The organism is Shewanella xiamenensis (assembly GCF_024971755.1).
Taxonomy (GTDB): domain Bacteria; phylum Pseudomonadota; class Gammaproteobacteria; order Enterobacterales; family Shewanellaceae; genus Shewanella; species Shewanella xiamenensis.
The window spans coordinates 879645-901314 of record NZ_CP079718.1 but is presented as its reverse complement, the minus strand read 5'-3'; the positions used below and the strand labels follow the sequence as shown (position 1 = coordinate 901314).

Annotated in this window: 21 protein-coding genes; 13 read left to right on the top strand and 8 right to left on the bottom strand. The window is 47.3% G+C overall.

Annotated elements, in window-relative coordinates:
* Position 1: 1 nt before the first annotated feature.
* A complete protein-coding gene (locus KXJ80_RS05070; protein WP_055648052.1) occupies positions 2-1162 on the top strand; it encodes a putative sulfate/molybdate transporter in 1161 nt (386 codons plus the stop codon).
* A 58-nt stretch (positions 1163-1220) separates the two neighbouring features.
* Here the strand turns inward: KXJ80_RS05070 and KXJ80_RS05065 are convergent, their stop codons facing one another.
* From KXJ80_RS05065 to KXJ80_RS05055, 3 genes are read right to left on the bottom strand one after another with little or no spacing between them, the layout of a single operon-like run.
* Positions 1221-2225, bottom strand: a complete 1005-nt coding sequence (locus tag KXJ80_RS05065; RefSeq protein ID WP_037422742.1) for a polysaccharide deacetylase family protein — start codon at positions 2223-2225, stop codon at positions 1221-1223.
* The gene (locus KXJ80_RS05060) at positions 2222-2866 is read right to left on the bottom strand and encodes an ester cyclase (RefSeq protein WP_218737975.1); all 645 of its coding nucleotides are present in this window, start codon (positions 2864-2866) and stop codon (positions 2222-2224) included. Before KXJ80_RS05060 ends, KXJ80_RS05065 begins: the two co-directional genes overlap by 4 nt.
* Positions 2866-4002: an alkene reductase gene (locus tag KXJ80_RS05055; RefSeq protein WP_218737974.1), complete on the bottom strand. Its 1137-nt coding sequence runs from the start codon at positions 4000-4002 to the stop codon at positions 2866-2868. The genes KXJ80_RS05060 and KXJ80_RS05055 overlap by 1 nt, the downstream gene beginning before the upstream one ends.
* Positions 4003-4113: 111 nt before the next feature.
* Between KXJ80_RS05055 and KXJ80_RS05050 the strand changes: the two genes are divergently transcribed.
* Complete coding sequence (locus KXJ80_RS05050) at positions 4114-5025, top strand: LysR family transcriptional regulator (protein ID WP_055648056.1); 912 nt, start codon at positions 4114-4116, stop codon at positions 5023-5025.
* A gap of 78 nt (positions 5026-5103) precedes the next feature.
* Here the strand turns inward: KXJ80_RS05050 and KXJ80_RS05045 are convergent, their stop codons facing one another.
* Complete coding sequence (locus tag KXJ80_RS05045) at positions 5104-6909, bottom strand: sensor histidine kinase (protein ID WP_088586605.1); 1806 nt, start codon at positions 6907-6909, stop codon at positions 5104-5106.
* A 208-nt stretch (positions 6910-7117) separates the two neighbouring features.
* On the opposite strand from KXJ80_RS05045, the gene KXJ80_RS05040 reads away from it, so the two are divergent.
* The 11 genes from KXJ80_RS05040 to KXJ80_RS04990 all read left to right on the top strand — a co-directional run bounded on the left by KXJ80_RS05040 (position 7118) and on the right by KXJ80_RS04990 (position 18202).
* Positions 7118-7720, top strand: a complete 603-nt coding sequence (locus KXJ80_RS05040) for a response regulator transcription factor (RefSeq protein WP_055648057.1) — start codon at positions 7118-7120, stop codon at positions 7718-7720.
* A 424-nt stretch (positions 7721-8144) separates the two neighbouring features.
* Complete coding sequence (locus tag KXJ80_RS05035) at positions 8145-8732, top strand: type II secretion system protein (protein WP_047540133.1); 588 nt, start codon at positions 8145-8147, stop codon at positions 8730-8732.
* Positions 8733-8976: 244 nt separating this feature from the next.
* The gene (gene fliB, locus KXJ80_RS05030) at positions 8977-10155 is read left to right on the top strand and encodes a flagellin lysine-N-methylase (RefSeq protein ID WP_055648058.1); all 1179 of its coding nucleotides are present in this window, start codon (positions 8977-8979) and stop codon (positions 10153-10155) included.
* 248 nt (positions 10156-10403) lie between these two features.
* A complete protein-coding gene (gene hslV, locus KXJ80_RS05025) occupies positions 10404-10928 on the top strand; it encodes an ATP-dependent protease subunit HslV (protein ID WP_011073856.1) in 525 nt (174 codons plus the stop codon).
* A gap of 18 nt (positions 10929-10946) precedes the next feature.
* On the top strand, positions 10947-12275 hold the full coding sequence (gene hslU / locus KXJ80_RS05020) for an ATP-dependent protease ATPase subunit HslU (protein ID WP_055648059.1): 1329 nt from the start codon (positions 10947-10949) through the stop codon (positions 12273-12275).
* 145 nt (positions 12276-12420) lie between these two features.
* Positions 12421-12807 carry a gamma-butyrobetaine hydroxylase family protein gene (locus tag KXJ80_RS05015; protein ID WP_055648060.1) on the top strand — a complete coding sequence of 129 codons (387 nt, stop codon included), beginning with the start codon at positions 12421-12423 and terminating at the stop codon, positions 12805-12807.
* Positions 12808-13152: 345 nt separating this feature from the next.
* Complete coding sequence (locus tag KXJ80_RS05010) at positions 13153-13740, top strand: DMP19 family protein (protein WP_218737973.1); 588 nt, start codon at positions 13153-13155, stop codon at positions 13738-13740.
* A gap of 277 nt (positions 13741-14017) precedes the next feature.
* Positions 14018-14656 carry a hypothetical protein gene (locus tag KXJ80_RS05005; RefSeq protein WP_259474535.1) on the top strand — a complete coding sequence of 213 codons (639 nt, stop codon included), beginning with the start codon at positions 14018-14020 and terminating at the stop codon, positions 14654-14656.
* Positions 14646-15239 carry an ImmA/IrrE family metallo-endopeptidase gene (locus tag KXJ80_RS05000; RefSeq protein WP_218737971.1) on the top strand — a complete coding sequence of 198 codons (594 nt, stop codon included), beginning with the start codon at positions 14646-14648 and terminating at the stop codon, positions 15237-15239. Before KXJ80_RS05005 ends, KXJ80_RS05000 begins: the two co-directional genes overlap by 11 nt.
* A 660-nt stretch (positions 15240-15899) precedes the next feature.
* Positions 15900-17465 (top strand): cryptochrome/photolyase family protein, encoded by a 1566-nt coding sequence (locus KXJ80_RS04995; RefSeq protein WP_218737970.1) that lies wholly within the window; start codon positions 15900-15902, stop codon positions 17463-17465.
* 26 nt (positions 17466-17491) lie between these two features.
* Positions 17492-18202, top strand: coding sequence for an SDR family oxidoreductase (locus tag KXJ80_RS04990; RefSeq protein ID WP_218678281.1), 711 nt, complete (start codon positions 17492-17494; stop codon positions 18200-18202).
* Between the two features lie 92 nt (positions 18203-18294).
* On the opposite strand, the gene KXJ80_RS04985 is transcribed toward KXJ80_RS04990, so the two are convergent.
* From KXJ80_RS04985 to KXJ80_RS04970, 4 genes are read right to left on the bottom strand one after another with little or no spacing between them, the layout of a single operon-like run.
* The gene (locus tag KXJ80_RS04985; protein WP_218678280.1) at positions 18295-18768 is read right to left on the bottom strand and encodes a hypothetical protein; all 474 of its coding nucleotides are present in this window, start codon (positions 18766-18768) and stop codon (positions 18295-18297) included.
* Positions 18769-18799: 31 nt separating this feature from the next.
* Entirely contained in the window at positions 18800-19351 is a 552-nt protein-coding gene (locus KXJ80_RS04980) for a response regulator transcription factor (protein ID WP_133182261.1), read from the bottom strand.
* A complete protein-coding gene (locus KXJ80_RS04975) occupies positions 19348-20637 on the bottom strand; it encodes a sensor histidine kinase (RefSeq protein WP_218678279.1) in 1290 nt (429 codons plus the stop codon). Before KXJ80_RS04975 ends, KXJ80_RS04980 begins: the two co-directional genes overlap by 4 nt.
* Before the next feature lie 2 nt (positions 20638-20639).
* Positions 20640-21560 (bottom strand): dTDP-4-dehydrorhamnose reductase family protein, encoded by a 921-nt coding sequence (locus tag KXJ80_RS04970; protein WP_218678278.1) that lies wholly within the window; start codon positions 21558-21560, stop codon positions 20640-20642.
* Positions 21561-21670 lie beyond the last annotated feature (110 nt).

Below are 21670 nucleotides of genomic sequence, written 5' to 3'. Positions count from 1 at the left end.
TATGACCGCGGGCAAAACCCCAACACAGCACCCCACTCAACCGCTCAACCGTTTACTCGGTGAAACCAGCGGTGCATTCGCCGACCTAGGCACATTTTTACCTTTAGTCTTGGGCTTAATTGCCCTAAACCAATTTTCGCCCCAAGGGATATTTTTAGGCTTTGGCCTATTCGCCATCTTAAGCGCCTTATTTTATCGCCGTCCGATCCCCGTCCAGCCCATGAAGGTCATCGCCGCCCTTGTGATCGCCCAAGGCTTAACGCCAGGGATGCTCCAAGCCAGTGCCATGCTGATGGGTATCATACTGTTAATGTTAGCGTTTAGTGGCGCCATCACTTGGCTTGCCAAGCAATTATCCCAAGCAGTGAGTGTGGGGATTCAATTAGCGATTGGTCTGCAATTGATGTGGATGGGCACTAAGATGATGAGTGACTTTTGGTTGCTCGGACTCGGCGCGTTTGCCTTGCTGTTTGTGAGTAAATTCTTACCATTGCGTTACCTTGCCATGCCACTCGTTATCGCAGCTGGTATGTTGTGGCAAGCCAACAGCCAAACCGAAATAACTAGCAGCCTGACGATTCCCGCCTTAAGCGCCTCACTGCATTTAGCTTGGCCTAGCCTTAACGAGTGGAGTTCAGCAGCAATTTTACTGGTACTGCCACAGCTCGCCCTCACCTTAACCAATGCAGTGATAGCCACCTCGGCCATGGCGCAGGAAAAATTCCCCGAAGATGCCGCCAAACTCACGCCTAAAAACTTGGCCATTAGCTCTGGGCTGGCCAATTTGTTACTCGCGCCTTTTGGGGCGGCGGCCATGTGCCATGGCGCGGGAGGCCTTGCGGTGCAGTATCACTTTGGCGCGCGCACTCACCTCGCGCCATTAATCTTCGGTGGTACTTGTGTGGTGATTGCCCTGTTTTGGGATAGCCAAATTGCGTGGTTGCTCGGACTTATTCCTGTGGCGATTCTCGGCAGTTTGCTGTCCATCGGCGGTTTACAACTGGCGTGGTCAAAACGCCTAATCGATGGTAAGCCCTTCTGTATCTTTGTGATCTTATCTACCGCTGTGACCTGCTTAGCCATTAACGCCGCGGCAGGGCTTGCCGTGGGGATTCTTCTCGAGCAAGGTCGCCGCACTTGGGCCATGCTCGCGATGCGTTAAGCGCCAATATCCCCAAGAAAGTAAAAAACACAGCACCCCTGTGCTGTGTTTTTATCTCTTAAAATGTTCTTGCTGGATTGGTTGGCGTATCCTTTTGCGCCAGCGCCCATTTAGCAATCGCATCCTTACGCATAAAACCCACTTTTGAGTGTTCTTTCGCGTATTGAATAAACTTGTCTAAGGCATTGGCAAGACCTGGCGTGCCCCCGATACGGTCGTGCACACTAATCGACATCATCCGCCGCTGGGATGCGCCTTCCTGATAAAGCATATCGAATTCGTCTTTAAGCTCCTGTAAGAAGGCGGCAGCCGTCATCGCAGTGTTACCACCAAAGCGACCTATATCATTGTTACGCAAGGTATAAGGTACCACGGCAAAAGGTTTACCCTGCACAGGGATAATTGAAGGTTCATCCCTTGATAAATCATCAATGTGATAGATAAAACCTAAGTCCTGTAGGATATTTAAGGTTTGGGTGCTGTGGCGCATCCAAAACGCATTAAACCCGACGGGACGCTGACCAGTGATCTTTTCTAAGGTATTGATACTCTGGATATAAGAATCACGCTCCTGCGCTGGCGACATACTGTATTGCGGCGTCCACGTCTGCCCATGGCCTGAAATCTCATGGCCTTCATCCGCCACTTGTTTAGCAAGTTGTGGATGTAATTCGGCGGCGCGGCCCACCATATGGGATGTCACGTGAATATTGTGCTTACGCCATATACGCAGCAAACGCGGTATCCCTTCATTCATCCCGTAGTCGTACCAACTGGGAGTAATCGTATCTGGGTAGCCTTTCTCCATTGGTGGAAACGGCCCTTCAGCGTTTTTATCCTGCGCGCCAGCCTCAAACTGCATGGATATAGAGATCACTAGTTGCTCGCCATTAGGCCAAAAACGCTTATTCATACTGCCTCCTACCGAAGTTTGAGTTTGATCATCGACCGCCACTAAGCTCGGAACTCCCATTGAAAATGCAGACTGACTCAGCCCTACACCCGCAATCAAAGCGCCGCCCGCCTGTAAACTGGTCTTTAAAAATTGTCGACGTTGATTCATGACTTCGCTCCTGTGGTCACAGCGTTAGAGGCAAGCTGGTTAAATAGCGTTTGATAATCCTCTAGGTGCCAGTTATCAGTAATAAAACCATCACGCACGCGGTACATATCTACGGCGCGAAAATCAATTTTTTGCCCTTGACCACGCTGTTCACCAAAGGTCCCCGTAAAATGGCCATTAAAACGGAGACGCACAACCGCACGGTCACCGACCACCAGCAGATGCTCAACGGTTACCGAGAGATCAGGTACCGCCGCCCTAAAGGTTTTAGAGGCGTCGAGCGGTCCGCTAATCCCCTGTGCACGACCTTCGGGCAAGGTGCGATCAATAAAACGGGTCGCTAATGCCCAGCGGGCAAATGTCGGATCACCGGTATCCCAAAAACTAGCGTATAGCAAAGCGGCGTGGGCAATCGATTCAGCCTGTGGTGAACCATCACTGATCAGCTCCATTGCCGTCACCTTAGGGGTAAGGGCAGTTTTGACATCGACACTGGCTTGAGTAGAACCACCTTGAGCGGCAAACACCGTCATGCTAAGGCTAGCGAGCACAAAACCCAAAAGCGCTAAGCCGAGTAATCCTGAGCTCCACAAACTGACTTTTATCCAAGGAGAAACAGGGCAATAAATACGGTTTTGCATTATGCCACCTCATCATCACTAGAGCGGATGACGGCGCGCAGTGCCTCTTGATAGCTAGGATAATCGGTATAGCCCGCCGCACTGCCGCCAAATAATGGCCCCTTATCGAAGGGCGATAAGGGTAATTGATTGGCTAATCGATAGGGCAGATCGGGGTTAGCAATAAAGGCACGACCAAAGGCCACTAAGTCGGCATAACCTTTTTCGATAACCTCATTGGCACGCTCGACATCGTAACGCCCCGCCACAATAATGCTGCCTTTAAACACTTTGCGTAGCTCAATTCTGAAGGACTCAGGCACCTGTGGCGCATCGTCCCAATCGGCTTCAGACAAGTGCAAATACGCTACGCCCAACGCCGATAAGTGTTTGGCGGCCAACAGGATAGTATCGACAATCTCTGGGCAGGCCATATCCTTAAAGGTCACATAGGGTGCAAGGCGAACGCCCACTTTATCGGCACCAATCTGGGCACTTACCGCTTTAACGACTTCCAATAAAAACCGAATACGCTTCTCCGGCGTACCGCCGTAGGCGTCGGCTCTATGGTTAGAATTAGTCCGCAGGAATTGGTCAATGAGATAACCATTGCCACCATGGATTTCGATGCCATCAAAACCCGCGGCAACGGCATTTGCCCCTGCGTTGGCAAAGTCGGCCACCACGCGGTCGATATCCGCTTGCGTCATTTCCCTCGGCTCGGGGCAATCTACCATTTGTCCCTCGGGATGCTCCTCATCAACGATCCATACCTTAGTACCAACAGGAGCAATCGCTGAAGGTGCAATCGGCGCTGCACCCTGCTGAAAAATCGGATGGGACACTCGGCCTACATGCCAGATTTGATTAAAGATTTTTCCACCCGCTTGATGCACCGCCGCAGTAACCTTTTTCCAGCCATCAATTTGCGCCTCGGTATAAACTCCAGGGGTAAAAGAATAGCCTTGGCTGTCGTCAGAAATTTGGGTCGCTTCGGTGATGATAAGCCCTGCTGACGCACGCTGGGCGTAATATTGCGCCATTAAATCATTAGGGATATTACCCGGTTGCGTGGTACGCGCCCTTGTCATCGGCGCCATAACAATACGATTTTGCAGTGTCAGTGCCGCTGACTCATAGGCTGTAAATAAACTCATATGCACTCCCGAACCATAAATGATGATTGAATATCTAGGTGCAATTGTGCATTAGTTAATCTATATTGATAATTAGCCTATTATTTAAATCATTTTCAAAAATATTTTGATATGTACCATATAAATGATCTGCAACTCGCCCTGCGTATCGCTGCGCTTGAAAGCCTGTCCGCCGCCAGTAAAGAAGTCGGCATGACGCCCGCAGCAGCGAGCGCGGCACTGCAACGGCTTGAAAAAAAGTTAGGATGCCAACTATTTGCGCGTTCAACTCGGCGGTTGCAACTCACGGAAGAAGGGCGAATATTTCTCGATGCAGCTAAACCAGCCCTTGCGTTACTCGAAACCGCTTCCGCTAATTTGGCCGAGCATAGGGGCGAGCTTAAGGGCGAAGTGCGCATTGCTCTGCCCTCGGACATTGGCCGCAGTCGGATCCGCAATTGGCTAGATGAGCTGATGGATAGCGCGCCTGAGCTGTCGATTCAGCTGTACTTTGGCGACCATATGACAGATCTCATCGATCAAAATATCCATTTAGCCCTGCGTTATGGCCAACTGGAAGATTCCAATCTAAAACGGCGCCAACTGTCGATGACGCCAAGGGTGCTCGTCGCCTCCCCCGCTTATCTTGCGCAATATGGTGAACCGCAAACACTGAACGAGTTGAGCCAACACCAAGTGTTGATCTTAAATCGTGGCGGCGAGCCATGGCAGAAATGGAAATTCAGCCATAATGGTGAAACCGTAGAGATTGAAGTAAGAGGAAAACGCTTTTGCAATGATGGCGCCGTTGTGCGCGATTGGGCACTGGCGGGGCGAGGTATAGCCTATAAAAGTTGGCTCGATGTGGCGCAGGATGTCACCGAAGGCAGACTACAGCTTATCCTAGCCGATAAACTCGCGCCTGCGGTGCCACTGCAATTAGTCTATCTACAAACCGACTATCCTAGCCATAAAATCCGCCGCACTATTGAATTTTTAGCCCAAAAACTGCTGCAATTTAGCCAAGAATATCCCGCGCCTTAAACGATAATTGGGCTTGATAAAAAGCAGCTTGCACCCGCAACTGAAGATAGATACTTAAAAACTCTGCGGCGATTCATTCTAGCCCCGAGGTAATATCACCGTCACCACACAGCCTTGCTGCCAAGGCAATGGCGTTTGTGTCGATTGCTTGCAGTTTTCAATCTCAATACTGCCGTGGTGACGGCTAACGACATCCTTACAAATCGCTAAACCTAATCCGAGCCCTGCATCTTTGGTAGAGGCAAAAGAGGCCATCAACTCATTAGCTTGCCCCTGTAAACCTTGGCCATTATCAATTACCAATACTTTGATTTCAGTGGGTTGATAGTGGATCTCAATCCTTAACTTACGTGCACGGTTATCCTCACATGCTTCCAGCGCATCGAGGCTATTTTTCACCAAATTGACCCACATTTGACTTAAGCCAACACTATCCCCCATCAATTCATAGGGACGACCTTGCACCTGTACGTCAACTTGTACCCCCGCTCGGTCTAATTCTCGGCGTAATAAGGCCAGTGCCTCTTTGACGACTAACGTCACATCCAGCGGTTCAGCCTTCGACTGACGGCGTTTAAGCAAGCCACGAATACGGTGCACAACCGCCCCAGCCCGTATCGATTGTGCGTTGATTTTACCCAAAATATCATAGAGCTCTGGGTTGTCCTGTCCCAGCCTTTCTAGCTGTATCATAGCGCCCTCACTGTATTGGGTTATCGCCGCAATCGGTTGATTTAGCTCATGGGCCAACCCGGCACCAATCTCCCCGAGAATCGCCGCACTTTGTAAGCGTTCTAACTGCAATGCCTTGTCTTTTAATTGCCGCTCAGTACTGACTAAAAACTCGCTCTTTTGGCGGAATTTATATTCGAGCCACAGGTGATAAATGGTCGACACAATAAAGATCAGCAGTAATACCCCACCCCACTCTTTATTTTTCTCCATCCATTTATACACGGTTTGATATAAGGGAGGTGATGCACCTTGCAGCTGTAATTCTTTAAATAATTCAATCACCTTTAGCTGGCTTACCGGCGCAGTCCAACCTAAAGTATCGGCGGTAATCGCCGCCACATGGTCTGGGGGCAGGTCAAACAAGGCGCGGGTGATTTGCATGGTGATCCGTGGCGAAACCGTATCCGCCGCCGCAAATGACCAATTAGGATAGAGTTGGGTGCTCACCTCGCAGTCATATCCAGGAGGATGGGTTGGATGAATGACACGATAGTCCGTCTTATTGATAAGCCCTGTTTCAATCATTTCCTCTAGGGTACAAAAAGGCGCAATGGCGGCATCGGCACTCCCATCGCGCACTTGATAGATCAGCGGCGCGAGGGGAAATCCTAAAAATCGCACTTGGCCAAAGAATTGCTCCGGTAAATAACCCATTTTATGCAGTAATCCCATCGCAGCCTGATAGCCGCCAAGTGCCTGCGGATCGCTAGCAACCACATTCTTACCGCGTAAATCCTGCAAGCTACGTATAGGGCTATCGGCACGCACAATAATGGTCGCGCCTATGGTGAAAGTGCTGCCCTGATGTTTACGGCTTTTCATGGTCGCGAGCCAAGAGAGGGGGAAATTATTACTCAAGTGCAGATACTGGCCGGGGTTAGTCACAATAAACTGCAATTCATTGCTCAGTAACTGGCTACGCATACCATTAAAGTCGACGGGCACTACTTCAAAACGGCTATTAGGGACGTTTTCGCTAAGGTAATCCATCATAGGCTGCCAGCGCTGTTTTGCCTGCAACACCCCATGATTCGCCAGCACTCCCACTTTAAATTCATGAACGGGAATGTCTTCATCGGCATAGGACAAATTAAGCATCATTACGCTCAATATGCAGCTCACGAGTATTGCCCTACACCAAGTTCTCATTGCTATCGCCTTGTCTTGTATGCTTTTGTATTCGGAGTACTTTATACACAAGGCCAAAATGATGCTGTGAATAACACCAAACTCTGGCATTCCCCCTAAAGTGATTTGACTAATTTAGTGATAAACCTCCCAAGACCTAGGCTTAAAATTGAGCCTACGACAAGGCAGGCTTAAGCTGATAAAGAGTCCCACCACCAAAAGGAAAACCATGTCCACTATGCTGCCGCTGTATTTAGTCGATGATGATGAAGCGATTCTCGACTCTTTAGGATTTATGCTCAGGCAATTTGGTTATCAAGTACAAACCTTTAGCAGTGGACGGGATTTTTTAGCCCAATGCCCGTTAACTCAAGCGGGATGCGTGATCTTAGATAGCCGAATGCCAGAGATCAGCTGCCAAGAAGTGCAGCAAAAGCTGCTTGAAACCCAAAGTCCATTAGGAGTGATTTTTCTCACTGGGCACGGTGATTTACCCATGGCATTAAGCGCTTTTCGTAAAGGCGCATGCGACTTTTTTCAAAAACCTGTGTCGGGTAAAGCCCTTGTACAAGCGATTGAAAAAGCACATAAAGAAAGCCAATCCAGCTTTGAGCAACAGAGTCTGCAGCAGAAATTTGCCCAACTGACTGAGCGCGAACAACAAGTATTAGCCCATGTGGTTCAAGGCATGACCAACAAACAGATCTCCGAAGCCATGTATTTATCCTTAAGAACCATCGAAGTGCATCGCGCAAAGATTATGAAAAAGCTTGAAGTGAACAATATGGCAGAGTTAGTACAACACTTAGGAAATCTAAATTCTGTTTTATAAATCAGTGACCAGCACGCTAAACAATCGCAATATATTCTCGCCACGCTTGTCACGATTAAACCGCTAATTCCATATAACTCAGACCATTTAGAATGCGCTGATGGCGACGTTTTCATCCAAACTGCGACAAGCTGTCGCAGTTTGCATCTTTGGCTTTGTATCAAACACCATTCACTGCCACACTCAAGTTAGGTTCTGTCATTTATGCTCCGTAGGCATTAACGATCCACTGCTTTTGAACCTTCCCCCGAGTACGGCCAGTGTCCTCGGGGATTTTTTTATCCCTACAAACCTCGCCTCGCCTCCCTAAATCCGAACAATCAATGTAGCATTGTTGTTAATTAAATTAATATCTATCAATAACTTAATGATAATTTTTCAAAATGAAGTTAGAATGCGACTATCTTGGCAACAGGTGAGCAGTATGAGTCGTTTACACACATCTAAGGGATTCACCCTAATCGAACTGGTGGTGGTTATCATCATTTTAGGCATTCTTGCTGTAGTCGCAGCCCCGCGCTTTATGAATCTAAGTCAAGATGCTCACGATACTCGGGCAAAAGCTGCTTTTGCTGCTTTTACCTCTGGCGTCAAGCTGTATCACAGTTGTTGGCTTGCGGGCGGACACTCGGGATATACCCAAAATCTCGCTTGCTATGGTGATGGCACTATCGACTCGACCACCACGGGCTTTCCACTCGGAAAAGACACGGCTCAAAGCAGCAGCCAAGGCACTCAATTACAAGGCGCTTACTGCGGAGAACTGTGGCAATCGTTACTCGATAATCAGGACTTTGTCCTTACCACACACACGGATTGGGAAACGCAACAAGCACCCAATATCGACATCGTCTACTGGTATAGCGGCGGCGCGATAAGTGATCCTAATACTTATTGTTACTTTAACTATGTGTCGGATGATCGCCGCCTTGGCAGCGAGAATTGGGAGCTAAAATACTATCCCCTCGATGGACGAACTGTTGTCGGCCGCTCCTCGTTATCTGCACCTTAACCCACCCAGCATATCCGCTTTCGCCACAGGGCATAAAATCAACAAAGTCCTGTGGCTTTTTTTGCAATAACTTGAATTCTGACTATCCATCCTATAGTGACTTTGTTTTCCTCCGCATCATTTTCATTGCGGGCAGACACTAAGATTCCTTTTACATGTGGTTGTCAAACTCACCAAAGATTGGCCTTAATCCTATAGATTTGTTACCTTTTTGTTTATGGAACACTCAGATGAATAAACGCCAATGAATAATCTCATTGTTACACCAGGCTACGCTTCACAATTCAGTTGTATAGGTGCCGCATGTGAAGACAGTTGCTGCCATGACTGGACCATCATTTTTGACAAAAAAAGCTACAAAAATACCCTTAACCATCCAAAACTCGCTTCGCTTGCCAAAGAGGCATTTATTGAAACCAAAACCGATGCTAATCAGTGGGCAAAAATCAAACTTAACGCCAATGGAATATGCCCGTTTGTAAACGAGCAGAAGTTGTGTGCCATCCATGCGGCTGCGGGTGAAACAGCCTTAAGCCACACCTGTAAAACCTATCCTCGTAGTGACAATGTTATCGCAACCACTAAATACGAAAGTTTAACGATATCTTGCCCTGAAGCTGCCCGTCAGGTGCTATTTGACGCCAATGCATTTCAATTTGAGGCAAAGAGCGGTGGCGCCAAACGTCCAACCGCGGCCAATCCTGCATGGTTAGAAAAAACCTACGATTACAGTTTGGATTTATTAATTAATATGGGTGTGGATTGGCAACAGGCACTCATGGCTATAGGATTATTGGTAAAAGTCAGTGACCAAGTGAGGCAAAATACTCTTCCTATTGCACAAATAGATCAGCGTTTTGAACAATTAATCTTGCTGGCCCAAACCAATCAAATCGATGAGCAATATCAAAAAATACCCTACACACCACAGCCTCAAACCCATGCTTTTGTGTCGATACATGACCAATTATGCAAACTTCACTCAAGAAGCTTAAAGCCTCGTTTTACCTCGCTTAATGATGCAATTGGTTTGTTATGTAATGAGAGTAATCAATATCAAATTGACGATTTAAATAAAGCGTGGGAAGAAAAAGCCTTGCCTGCGTTGAGCAATTATCAGGATTTATTTGACCGTTATATTTTATATTCGCTTTACCATGAGCATTTCCCCATGAGTGATTCACAGCAGCCTTGGATGGCATTTCGCCTGCTCGTGATAGATTGCTTTATGATCCGCTGTTACTTATCTGCCATGGCATTTAAAAATAATGGACTGACAGAAAGTGACATAGTGCTGTGTTTTCAGCTCTATAGCGTTGTGCGCCAACATAAAGCGAAATTTGCCCAGGGCATCAATCAGACCCTACAAGAATGTGGTATTGATAGTATTCCCGCCGCCATCAGTCTATTAAAAACCTCGTGATCGCCCAGGAGAGACTGCCGAAATAGCGCCAACGGCAGTCTTTGCGAATCAGCCGACGCTTCAGTCGTAGCAAGACTGAAGCAGGCCGCCATTTCTCTGTAAGCTGTTATTTTGTTGCAAAAGGCGCGCGAACACGTAAACCCCATTGGCTTTTTCTGCAATAACTTGAATTCTGACTATCCATCCCCATATTTACTCCATCATCCACCGCAGGATTTTCATTGCGGGCAAGAGAAGAGGATTCAAAAGTGACCACTATCGTATCAGTACGCCGTAATAACCAAGTTGTCATCGCCGGCGATGGCCAAGTCTCCCTAGGCAATACCGTGATGAAAGGTAACGCCAAAAAAGTGCGTCGCTTGTATCACAACAAAGTGTTGGCAGGTTTTGCTGGCGGCACCGCCGACGCTTTTACCCTATTTGAGCGTTTCGAGTCCAAACTCGAGATGCACCAAGGTCACCTGTTACGCTCGGCTGTTGAACTTGCCAAAGATTGGCGTACCGACCGTATGCTGCGCAAACTCGAGGCCATGCTTGTGGTCGCCGATGCCGAAGCCTCACTTATCATCACAGGTAATGGTGACGTAGTGCAGCCAGAGCATGATTTAGTCGCCATTGGCTCGGGCGGTAACTATGCCCAAGCGGCGGCGTTAGCACTACTGCAAAATACCGAATTATCGGCGCTGGAAATTGCTGAAAAGTCATTGACTATTGCAGGCGATATCTGCGTATTCACCAATCAATTCAAGACAATTGAAGAACTTAATTACTAACAGGGCGTGAGGAATATTATGTCTGAAATGACCCCCCGTGAGATTGTCCACGAGCTGGATGCCCACATTATCGGCCAGAAAAAGGCCAAACGTTCCGTCGCCGTCGCCCTGCGTAACCGCTGGCGCCGCATGCAGCTAGATGCCGATTTCCGTCAAGAAGTTACCCCAAAAAACATTCTGATGATTGGCCCAACCGGCGTAGGTAAAACTGAAATCGCCCGCCGTTTGGCAAAGCTCGCGAATGCCCCATTTATCAAGGTTGAAGCCACTAAGTTCACCGAAGTGGGTTACGTGGGTAAAGAAGTCGAGCAAATCATCCGTGATTTAACCGACATCGCCATCAAGCTGACCCGCGAGCAGCAAATGGGCAAATGCCGCCAACGCGCCGAAGAACACGCTGAAGAGCGCATTCTCGATGCCCTGCTGCCCAAGCCGAAAAATGACTGGGATAACACGGAAAGCGATACCAGCTCCAATACCCGTCAAATCTTCCGTAAGAAGCTGCGCGAAGGCCAATTAGATGACAAAGAAATCGATATCGACGTGGCCCAGCCACAAATTGGTATTGAAATCATGTCACCGCCCGGCATGGAAGAAATGACCAACCAACTGCAAAGCCTGTTTAAAAACATGGGCCAAGCACCGGCAAAACGTCGCAAGATGAAGATCAAAGAAGCCTTTAAGCTGTTGATCGAAGAAGAAGCGGCCAAGCTGGTAAATCAAGAAGATTTAAAAGAGCAAGCCATTGAATTGGTTGAGCAGCACGGTATCGTGTTCCTCGACGAAATCGACAAAATCTGTAAGCGTGGCGAAACCTCAGGCCCAGACGTTTCCCGCGAAGGGGTACAGCGCGACCTATTACCTTTAGTCGAAGGCTGCACAGTCACCACTAAACACGGCATGGTGAAAACCGACCATATTCTGTTTATTGCGTCGGGCGCATTCCAGATGTCAAAACCATCGGATTTAATCCCTGAGCTACAAGGCCGTTTACCGATCCGCGTTGAGCTAGATGCGCTATCAGCCGATGATTTTAAACGCATTTTAACTGAGCCACATGCCTCACTGACCGAGCAATATATCGCGCTGATGGCGACCGAAGGCGTGACCATTGAGTTTACCGAATCAGGTATTGAGAGCATCGCCAAAGCGGCATGGCAGGTGAACGAGCGCACCGAAAACATTGGTGCCCGTCGTCTGCATACCGTAATGGAAAAGCTGATGGAAGATATCTCCTATGAGGCGTCTGACAAGTCTGGCAGCTCATTTGTGATTGATGCCGATTATGTGAGTGCTCACTTAGATAATCTGGTTCAAGACGAAGACCTAAGCCGCTTTATCCTCTAAGCGATTAGCACACAACATCTGCCATGCATATATGGCGGAGATAAGTTCGAAATTGTGACAGTGGCTAAGGCTTACACTTTGTAACCTTAGCCACAAATTGTTATGTTACAGCTTGTCCATTCTCAGCATTTTCTTGGCACTACCTATGACCACTAGCACACCCAATGTCACCGATCTTAAGCTCAAGCGTAAATCGCGCATTTTAGAAATCAGCTTCGATAACGGCGAGCAGTATCAACTCACCTGTGAGATGTTACGCGTCTATTCTCCCTCCGCCGAAGTGCATGGTCACGGTAACCCTAAGCTGGTCACCCATAAGAAAAACGTCAATATCACCAGCATCGAACCCGTAGGTAACTACGCGGTAAAAATCGTCTTCGACGATGGCCACGATACCGGGCTGTTTTCCTGGCAAGTGCTTTACGATCTCGCCACTCACCAAGTGGAATTATGGGAAAAGTACTTAGCACGCCTGCGAGCCGAAAAGGCTTCTCGCGAACCCCTGATTGCGATGAAAATAAAGTACAACTAATAAATTAGGATAGCTGGCTGTTAATTGTGATATTTAAACAATTACATTACAGCTAACGACAGATGTTTAAGAGTATTCGGCCATAGATTAAGCACAGTTATTCCAGTGACACGCCGTAAATATATCCCTATAGGCTCGACGACGGCATCTGCTGCATATGGAAGTGCGAATGCCGCGATCACATGGATGTGAAAGAGCGGCCATGCCGCCAACGGTCACTTCCATACCAATGCTTAATTCCACTAATCTCTGCGTATGCTTTAACTCTAAAAACAGGTCATTTTACAATGGGTCGTTTGTGAATCTGTTATTTCTCTTGCTGACCTGAATATCTAAGGAAAGATAATGTCGGAAAAAGTCCCCTGCACAGCCTGCCAAACTTTAATTATGCCCAGCACCGCCGAGCGAAACGCAGGCTTATGTATGCCCTGCAAAAATGGCAATCGTGAAAATATTGAGCAAGCAAAAGCCTATTACCAAAAGGAGCGGGAATTAGATAAAACCTGCCCTTTTAGAGCGTTGTTGCGAGATATTGTGGTGCGGGTGCACGACGATAATCAGGGCTTTCACACGCTAAGCGAAGCAGCGCAGCACTATTACGCCGTCAATTGTCTCTCTGGCGAAGTCTATAACGGCGGTTTTATCCAATACTTCGATAACTCATCGGGCGAGCATTATGCTGTTGCCGAGCGCGGCCTTGAGCAAATTGGTGCTTTGCATTCGTTAGCCCTATTACAACAGGCTAAACAGGCGGTGTTTGGTGACCATCCCGTCCCTACCGACAGAGACCAACGCCTCGCCGCAACCGATAATCCAGTCGCCGAAGCCCGACTCAATCAACTCGATGATGAGTTTTATAAAGATTTGGATAATCTTGATATCAAGCTAGAGAGCTATGCAATACAAACAGGATTGGTTAACGCAATTGAATGATTACGGGTTTACTTCTATTAATTCAATCATTAAGCGATGTGCACCAAGAGCTAAAGGCATTCAACTTAATCTTGATTGGCTCATTGAATGACACTACTCAAAGTCGTGGGGCTTCACCCCACACCCGACCAAGGAGGACTGCTCGTCCTATCCTCCTTGGATGCTCCAAGACGCCCCAACTTTCTTTGATTTAGATGTGCAGAAGGGCAGCTCATTATGTATGTCAATCCAACTTTAAGTGCTGTATTATTAGCAAAAATTAACTGGAATTTATTGTATGTCGAATAGTTGTGTTTTTGATTCAAGTAAAATTTTCTCTGCTGAACAACTAACAACTATGCTTCAGCTACAAAACACTTGTCTTGTAAACGAACTGAAAGACATCACTAATGAGACCGAACAACTAAAAAAAGATGTACAAGAATTTAAGTTAGTTTTGAGCAATTCTCAGATAGGCATTGACAGCTTTAAATCTGAATATGAAAAAAAATATGAAACTCAATTAAATACCCACCGAGAGTTAATTGAAATTCAAAGTAACAACGCTATTAGAGTTATGACTATGGTTGAAACTTGGACCGCAATCTTGGGTACTGTACTTCTATTAGCAGGAATAATTAGTTTAGGTTTAATTAAAAGAAGTAAAGAGTCAATGTACCATGAAGTAAAAAATCAAATAGTTGAATATGCTAAGAAAGAATTCGACTCATCTACATTTGTGGCACAAAGATTAAGTGAATACTTCAAATCAGATGATGGCAAATCCGTTTTAGATGCTATTGAACGTAAATTATTTATTGATGTAAATAATAATAGTATGAAATTAAATTTAGACACCAAAGCACAAGCTGAGGAATTTAAATTACTCTTCCCTCAGCAAAAAGCTAGCCATGAAGGTGAAAAAAATGACAATTGAAAGAGAACTTAAACCTTTTGGTGGTATATCTGCGGAGTCATTACTTAACTTTGTTTATGGCTCTCAACTAAATAGAGACATTTTACCAATAGACCCAGTTTATATTGCAAGTAAATTAACAGGGGTTATTATAGACACAAATTATAATTGGGATGACTTAGTAAAATCCGGTTACATTAAAGTTAAAAGAAATGATAACAACACTGTCAAAAATATTATTGTATGGGCAAACCCATCTGAAGCTGAAGTCAGAAGAAGATTCACACTTGCTCATGAGCTAGGCCATTTAGTTTATGATGTAATCCCAAACTTAAACAACCATCAATGCGAAGAGATCATTGATATTTTTAACAGAGATCAAAATCAAAGTTTTATAGAAACAAGAGCTAATTATTTTGCAGCAGAGTTATTGATGCCACTACAACTTATAAGAGCTGAAATTCAAGTGTTACTGGAAAAATATCAAGTGTTAAACAATGGTCAAAAACCAAATTTTTCATATGCCCTTGAATACTTAGCTAGGCAATTTTTTGTATCAACAGAAGCAATGAATTTTAGATTAAAAAACTTAGGGTACGTATAATAATTTTATTGAAACATTCATTGTTAAACTTTCAGTCTGAGTAAGTTGTGAGCAAACTTAAAGAACCTGGAAGACAAGAAAGAATTCTTTTGAGCTTAACAGCCAATACCTAAGCTTCAGAAGTTCACCTCCCCGGCGAAGTTGCTGAAGGGCGTTGAATGCTCTTTATTAAAAGGATAGCGCGTGACGCAGACAGGACGTCTGCGTAGCTTTCGGGGAAGGGGCGAATGAAAATCAGTGATTTTCGCGCTTATGAGCGAGAGGCAGGGACTGCCGAACTGGGGTGCTTTACATGGATGTAAAGCGGAGCCATCGGAAGCGTTAGCGATTTTCGAATAAGCACGAAGCCACTAACTAATGCATGTAACTTCGCTAGGGGCGTCTTGGCTGCTTGTGAAAACAATAGGCAAGGAAGATAGGACGAGCAGTCCTCCTTGGTCGACTCTTTATTAAAAAATCAGGGGGTGAAGCCCCACGACTTTGATTTGGCTTTTAAAAGCCTTTTAAACGCAATTAAACGAAGTTTACAAATAAACCTTATTGTCGGAATCCCGACAAATACCCCGCCTTGTGATCCTCACAGTGCTGCAATCCGTAATGTTCAGCAATATCCCATCGCGAAAGATGTAACCGCGACAGTCATCCATCAGAGTCCAGCTAATGCAATCACAGCAGCAATTACAGCACTTCCATACGGTTAGGCTGATTTTAGGCGATCAGCTTAACGCCCAACATACCTGGTATCAGCAAGTCGATCCTAAGGTACTGTATTTAATTGCAGAATTGCATCAAGAAAACACTTATGTGACGCACCATGTGCAAAAAATTTGTGCGTTTTTCAGCGCCATGGCGCAGTTTGCCAGCGAGCTTGGCGCGGCGGGGCATCAAGTACGTTACCTCACCCTCGACGATACCCAAGACTTTGTCGATCTTAATGCCTTACTCCAACACTATGTCGCCGAAACAGGGGCGATTAAGTTTGAATATCAACGGCCTGACGAATATCGACTCCTCGCGCAATTAAGCCAGTTGAAGTTGGCCAACGCCGTTGTAAATTGCGTCGATACCGAGCACTTTTTATTGCCCTTTGATGAAATTGATAGGGAATTTCCCCAAGGGCAACACAGGCTGATGGAGCATTTTTATCGGCGAATGCGCAAAAGATTCAATATTTTGATGACGGATGGCAAGCCTGTTGGCGGACAGTGGAATTTTGATGCCAACAACAGGCAAAAGCTTAAATCCCAAGATATCAAATCTTTACCTACACCCTTGATGTTTGGCCACAATGTGCAAGATATTCTCGAGCGCCTTACGCGCCATGGGATTAATACTATGGGCAAGGCGGATACGCATTTACTCTGGCCGATAAACCGTGCACAAAGCCTCGAATTACTTCAGTATTTTTGTGAGTATTGCCTGCCCGCCTTTGGCCGCTTTCAAGATGCGATGACCCAGCAACATCCCTCGCAGTGGAGCCTGTACCATAGTCGGCTGTCCTTTAGCTTAAACGCCAAACTTATCAGCCCATTAGAAGTGATCAATGCGGTGATTGAGCACTATCATGCCAATCCTTTTATTGAGATAGCCCAGGTCGAAGGCTTTGTTCGGCAAATCATCGGCTGGCGTGAATATGTGCGCGGCATCTATTGGGCGAATATGCCCAACTACGCCAACATTAACGCCCTCGAGGCCACGCGCAAGCTGCCCGACTACTTTTGGCATGGCAAGACTCGAATGAATTGCCTGCACCACGCCTTATCTCAGTCACTCGATTATGCCTATGCCCATCATATTCAACGTTTGATGGTGATTGGCAACTTTTGTTTATTGACCGAAATCGCCCCCGATGAAGTAGATAAATGGTACTTAGGCGTATATGTGGATGCGATTGAATGGGTCGAAATGCCCAACACTCGCGGTATGGCGCTATTTGCCGATGGCGGCATAGTCGGCACTAAACCCTATGCCGCGAGCGGCAGTTATATCAATAAAATGAGTGATTACTGCGGCAGTTGTCATTACAAGATAAAAGAACGTAGCGGCGCCCTTGCCTGCCCATTGAACAGCCTGTATTGGCGCTTTATGGATAAACACCGCGCACAATTCACCCACAATCCACGCATCGCCATGCTGTACCGCACTTGGGATAAAACCGATGAGGCGGCCAGGCAAGCCATTCTGGCAACAGCCGAACAACATCTGGCGCAACTTGAACGCCTTTAAAGGCTTATTCGCATGGGAGAAACGCGATGAATATTTTGGTATTAGGTGGCAGCGGTGGTATAGGTCACGCCATGGTGAATAAGCTGCGCGAAACCTATCCCGAGGCCACTATTTATGCGACCTATAAACATCATCAGCCAGATACAGGGCGAGGCGATGGCGTTATCTGGCATCGGCTGGATATCACCCTTGAGGAGGAGATTAAGCAACTGAGTCAAAACATTCCCCAATTAGATTGGCTAATCAACTGTATTGGCATGCTACACACCGAGGATAAGGGGCCAGAAAAAAGCGTGCAGGCACTCGATGGGGATTTTTTCCTGCACAATATCAAGCTAAACACGCTGCCCAGTATGATGTTGGCAAAGCACTTTGAACCCACGTTAAAGCGCAGTGAGTCGGCAAGATTTGCGGTGATATCGGCCAAAGTCGGCAGCATTAGTGATAACAGATTAGGGGGTTGGTACAGCTATCGCGCCTCGAAAGCGGCGCTGAATATGTTCCTTCACACGCTATCGATTGAATGGCAGAGAAGCATGAAACACTGCGTGGTGCTAGCACTGCATCCCGGCACTACGGATACGCGATTATCCAAACCTTTTCAGCAGAACGTGCCCAAACAAAAGCTGTTTACACCAGAGTACGTCGCCCAATGTTTAGTCAGTATTATCGCCAATGCCACACCTGCACAAACGGGCAGCTTTTTGGCCTACGATGGTGCAGAACTGCCTTGGTAGCGATACAAGCGTTTAGCACAGATACGGATTAACCTTGGCAGCTTTCAGTAATGACAGTGCTTAACCCTGACAACACTTAGCCTTGGCACCTCTTAACCTTGACAAAAGTAGGCATAGTTTATCCGGCTGCCTTGCCCCCATACAGCCGTCCAAGTATTCACATCGCTCATATAGCCAAAGTGGATTGCCTGCGATGTATCGCATGCTTCTTGAAACGGCGCCTTGTTGTCATTAATAAATTGCGCCGAAGCCGCCAAAATATCACTGCACTCATCGTCGGCAACTAACCAGATAAAGTCTTCGCGGCAATCTTCCCTAGCAACCATCTCTTCTGGGGAATATAAGTCCAGCTTTTGTTTGAGTGTTCGCCACTGCTCGAGCGTGACATTGCAGGAGATAGCCAGCTTATCAAGCACCCCAGCACCACCAGCCCAAAAGGATAAATCAAAGTCTAACTGCAGAGGTTCTGGAGCAAAGCCCAATAGATTTTCAACAACTTGTAAGCTTTTAGCTAAATCGGCATCGGGCCTGCGATAACGCACCTCAATCCCATCATACTCACGCATACTACAACTCCTTCCTTGAGCAAATTCTCATTTACTTGAGCGGCCCGGTTTCACTCACGGGCTTCTTTAATAACTTACGCTGTAAGGTACGGCGGTGCATCCCCAGTTGGCGGGCGGTTGCCGACACATTGCCCTGATTAGCATTGAGTACTTGTTGAATATGCTCCCATTCCAGCCGTTTAGGGCTGAGCGGCGAGTCGTCGATTTCATCTTCAGGTAGTGCACTCGCCTGACTATTCACCTCGAAGGCCGCCAACAAGGTTTGGGTATCGACGGGTTTAGCAAGATAGTTGTCGGCGCCGAGGCGAATCGCTTCTACTGCGGTAGCAATACTGGCGTACCCCGTTAGCAGCACCATGATCACCTTAGGCAACAGATTACGCAGGGGCACGATCAAACTCAGGCCATTGGCCTCGGCCAGTTTCATATCCAACAGGATATGGGTTGGGCAAAATTCCCGCGCCACCAGCAGCGCATTACTGGCATCGTGACTTAAGCGGCATTCGAAACCATGGCGAGTCAACCGCCGCGCAAGCACGCCTGCAAGAGCCTGATCGTCTTCAATAATCAATAGCCGTTTCATAGCGCCTCCGAAGTCGTGGCCGATGCATTAGGGTGCAAGAGAGTAAAACGAATTTGCGCCACTGTACCCCCTTGAGGATGATTGGCGAGGATCAACTCCGCCCCCAAACGTTCTAGGCTGGCATGGCTGAGTAACAAGGCCACGCCTAAGCCGTTGGGGCTCTCGATTAATAAGGTACCCAATTGTGGCAATAATGAGGGAGCGATACCCGCGCCATAATCACGGATCTGCAAATAAGCCCGCCCCTCGCTTGGCGAACAATCGACGCTAATATCCACCTGCGAAGTACCTATGGTTTCGACACTGGCGCGGGCGGCATTTTCAATCAAGGCCATAATCGCGGGGGTTAAGCTCATATCGGTTAAGATCTGCTTTTCTTCTAGCAGCTTAGGCTCACAGGTTATCAACCAATTGAGTTCTGTTTGCGGCATCAATAACTGGGTTTTCTGTTTTAATCCAGCCACCAGCTCAGTGATATTTTGAGGCCGCTGACGACGGTCACGAATCGACTCCGTTGCCAATCGCAGCTCCGCCAAGGTGTGCTCACAACGCCCTAGTGCAGTTTCCATTTCAACTAAGGTTATTGAGGGTTCGGGAGTTTCTTCCCTTAACTCATCGAGCAATAAATGCAGTGTTGAGAGTGGTGTCGCTAATTGATGGGCCATTTGCGCCGACACAGTACCGAGTGCCACTAACTGCTCCTGCCGCAGTTGTCCTTCGCGCATATAGGCAAGCTGCGCATCCTGACGGCGCATACGTTTGGCTATGAGTGCCACACTGGTGGTAAGCACTAAAGCTGAAATCACAAAGTTAAACCACATGCCTAAATAGTGGGAACTCATATCCATGCCGTGGTGCTGCATCTGCGACTCTGGCACGGTAAAAATCATCAAGCTATAGGCGAGGGTTGATATCGCGGTCAGGCTCCAAGGGGCCCAAATGGGCAATGTGACCGCGGCCAAGGCGATAGGTAACAATAATAGTGAAATAAACGCATTGGTCGCCCCGCCCGAAAAGTACAGCCAAGAGATCCAAAACAAGGTATCCAGACTCAGGGCAATAAACAGGCCACGCTCTTTCGCAAACAAGGGTTTACGTAATGCTAATGTGAGCGAAAGATAGAGCACCTCCAGCACAAACACGTGCATGAGCGGCTCCATTTGCAAACTCAGGCCAAAGGTATCGGCGGCAAACAACGTCAAACCAATTTGCAGCAATAAACCTAAGGTGCGCAGCAGCGCCACTTGGTCGGCCGCTTGCAGATTCGCTCCTAAAATTTTAACCATCATTATTCCTTAAGCTTAAGGCCAACAGCCGCAAGGGCAGCACTGGATTGAGCGAGCGCCTGATTAAGCCCTGCGCTAAATTCCAACTCAGAATAAATGCCCAGCGCCGCTAAACGCTCGCAACTTAAGGTGCAATCCTGCGGCCTTTTAGCGCTATCCATCGGTGTGAGTTCAGGGATTAAATGTGCGGTGTCAATCGCCAATAACTCACCTAAGCCCAGTAGCATTTGGTACTTAGTCATGGTTTGCGTGGCACTAAAATGATAAATCCCTGACACATCGGCAGCATGTAACTGCCGCTTGATCAGCTTAGCGATGGCACCAGCAATATCCGCCGTCGAGGTCGGCGAGCGAATAGCCCAAGCATCGACCCGCTGCGCCCTGCTATCTAACAATTGATTGATTAACACTAATACCGCAGATTCGCTCAGTTGAGTCACTTCGCCGTAGAGGATCGGTAAACGTAATACCGCAAAACGGCTGTCGGTATTCAGCACACAGGTTTCGCCCTGTAATTTAGACTCACCATAAAAGTTAACCGGATTGGGCACGGCATCTTCGGCATAGGGCGGCGTTGTGCCATCAAACACATAGTCGGTTGAGATATACAGCAGCCAAGCTCCATGCTGTTTAGCGGCCTTAGCAAGGGTTTGGCTAGCGCTCAGATTCAGCGCCAAAGCCTGCTCAGGCGAGTGCTCGGATACATCGGGGCGACGCTCTGCGGCGCAGTGCACGATAACCTCTGGCCGTTCGTGGGCAATAAAGGCTTCTACTGTATTAGCTTGGGGTAAATCGAGTTTATGGATATTCGCTTCGGCGCGGCTAAAGCCGGTGGCAATCACCTTATGCCCTGCGGCAGTTAACTGTTTAACGACCGCCCTGCCGAGCAATCCGGTTGCGCCCGTCACCATAATATTTGCCATATTGCCCCAAACTCCTTAGCCACCCATTTGGCGGATAATTCTAAAAGCTTTTCATATTCAACGCACTTGTTTACTCTTATTTGCCCGTACTTAAGCTGATTTGGGTTTAT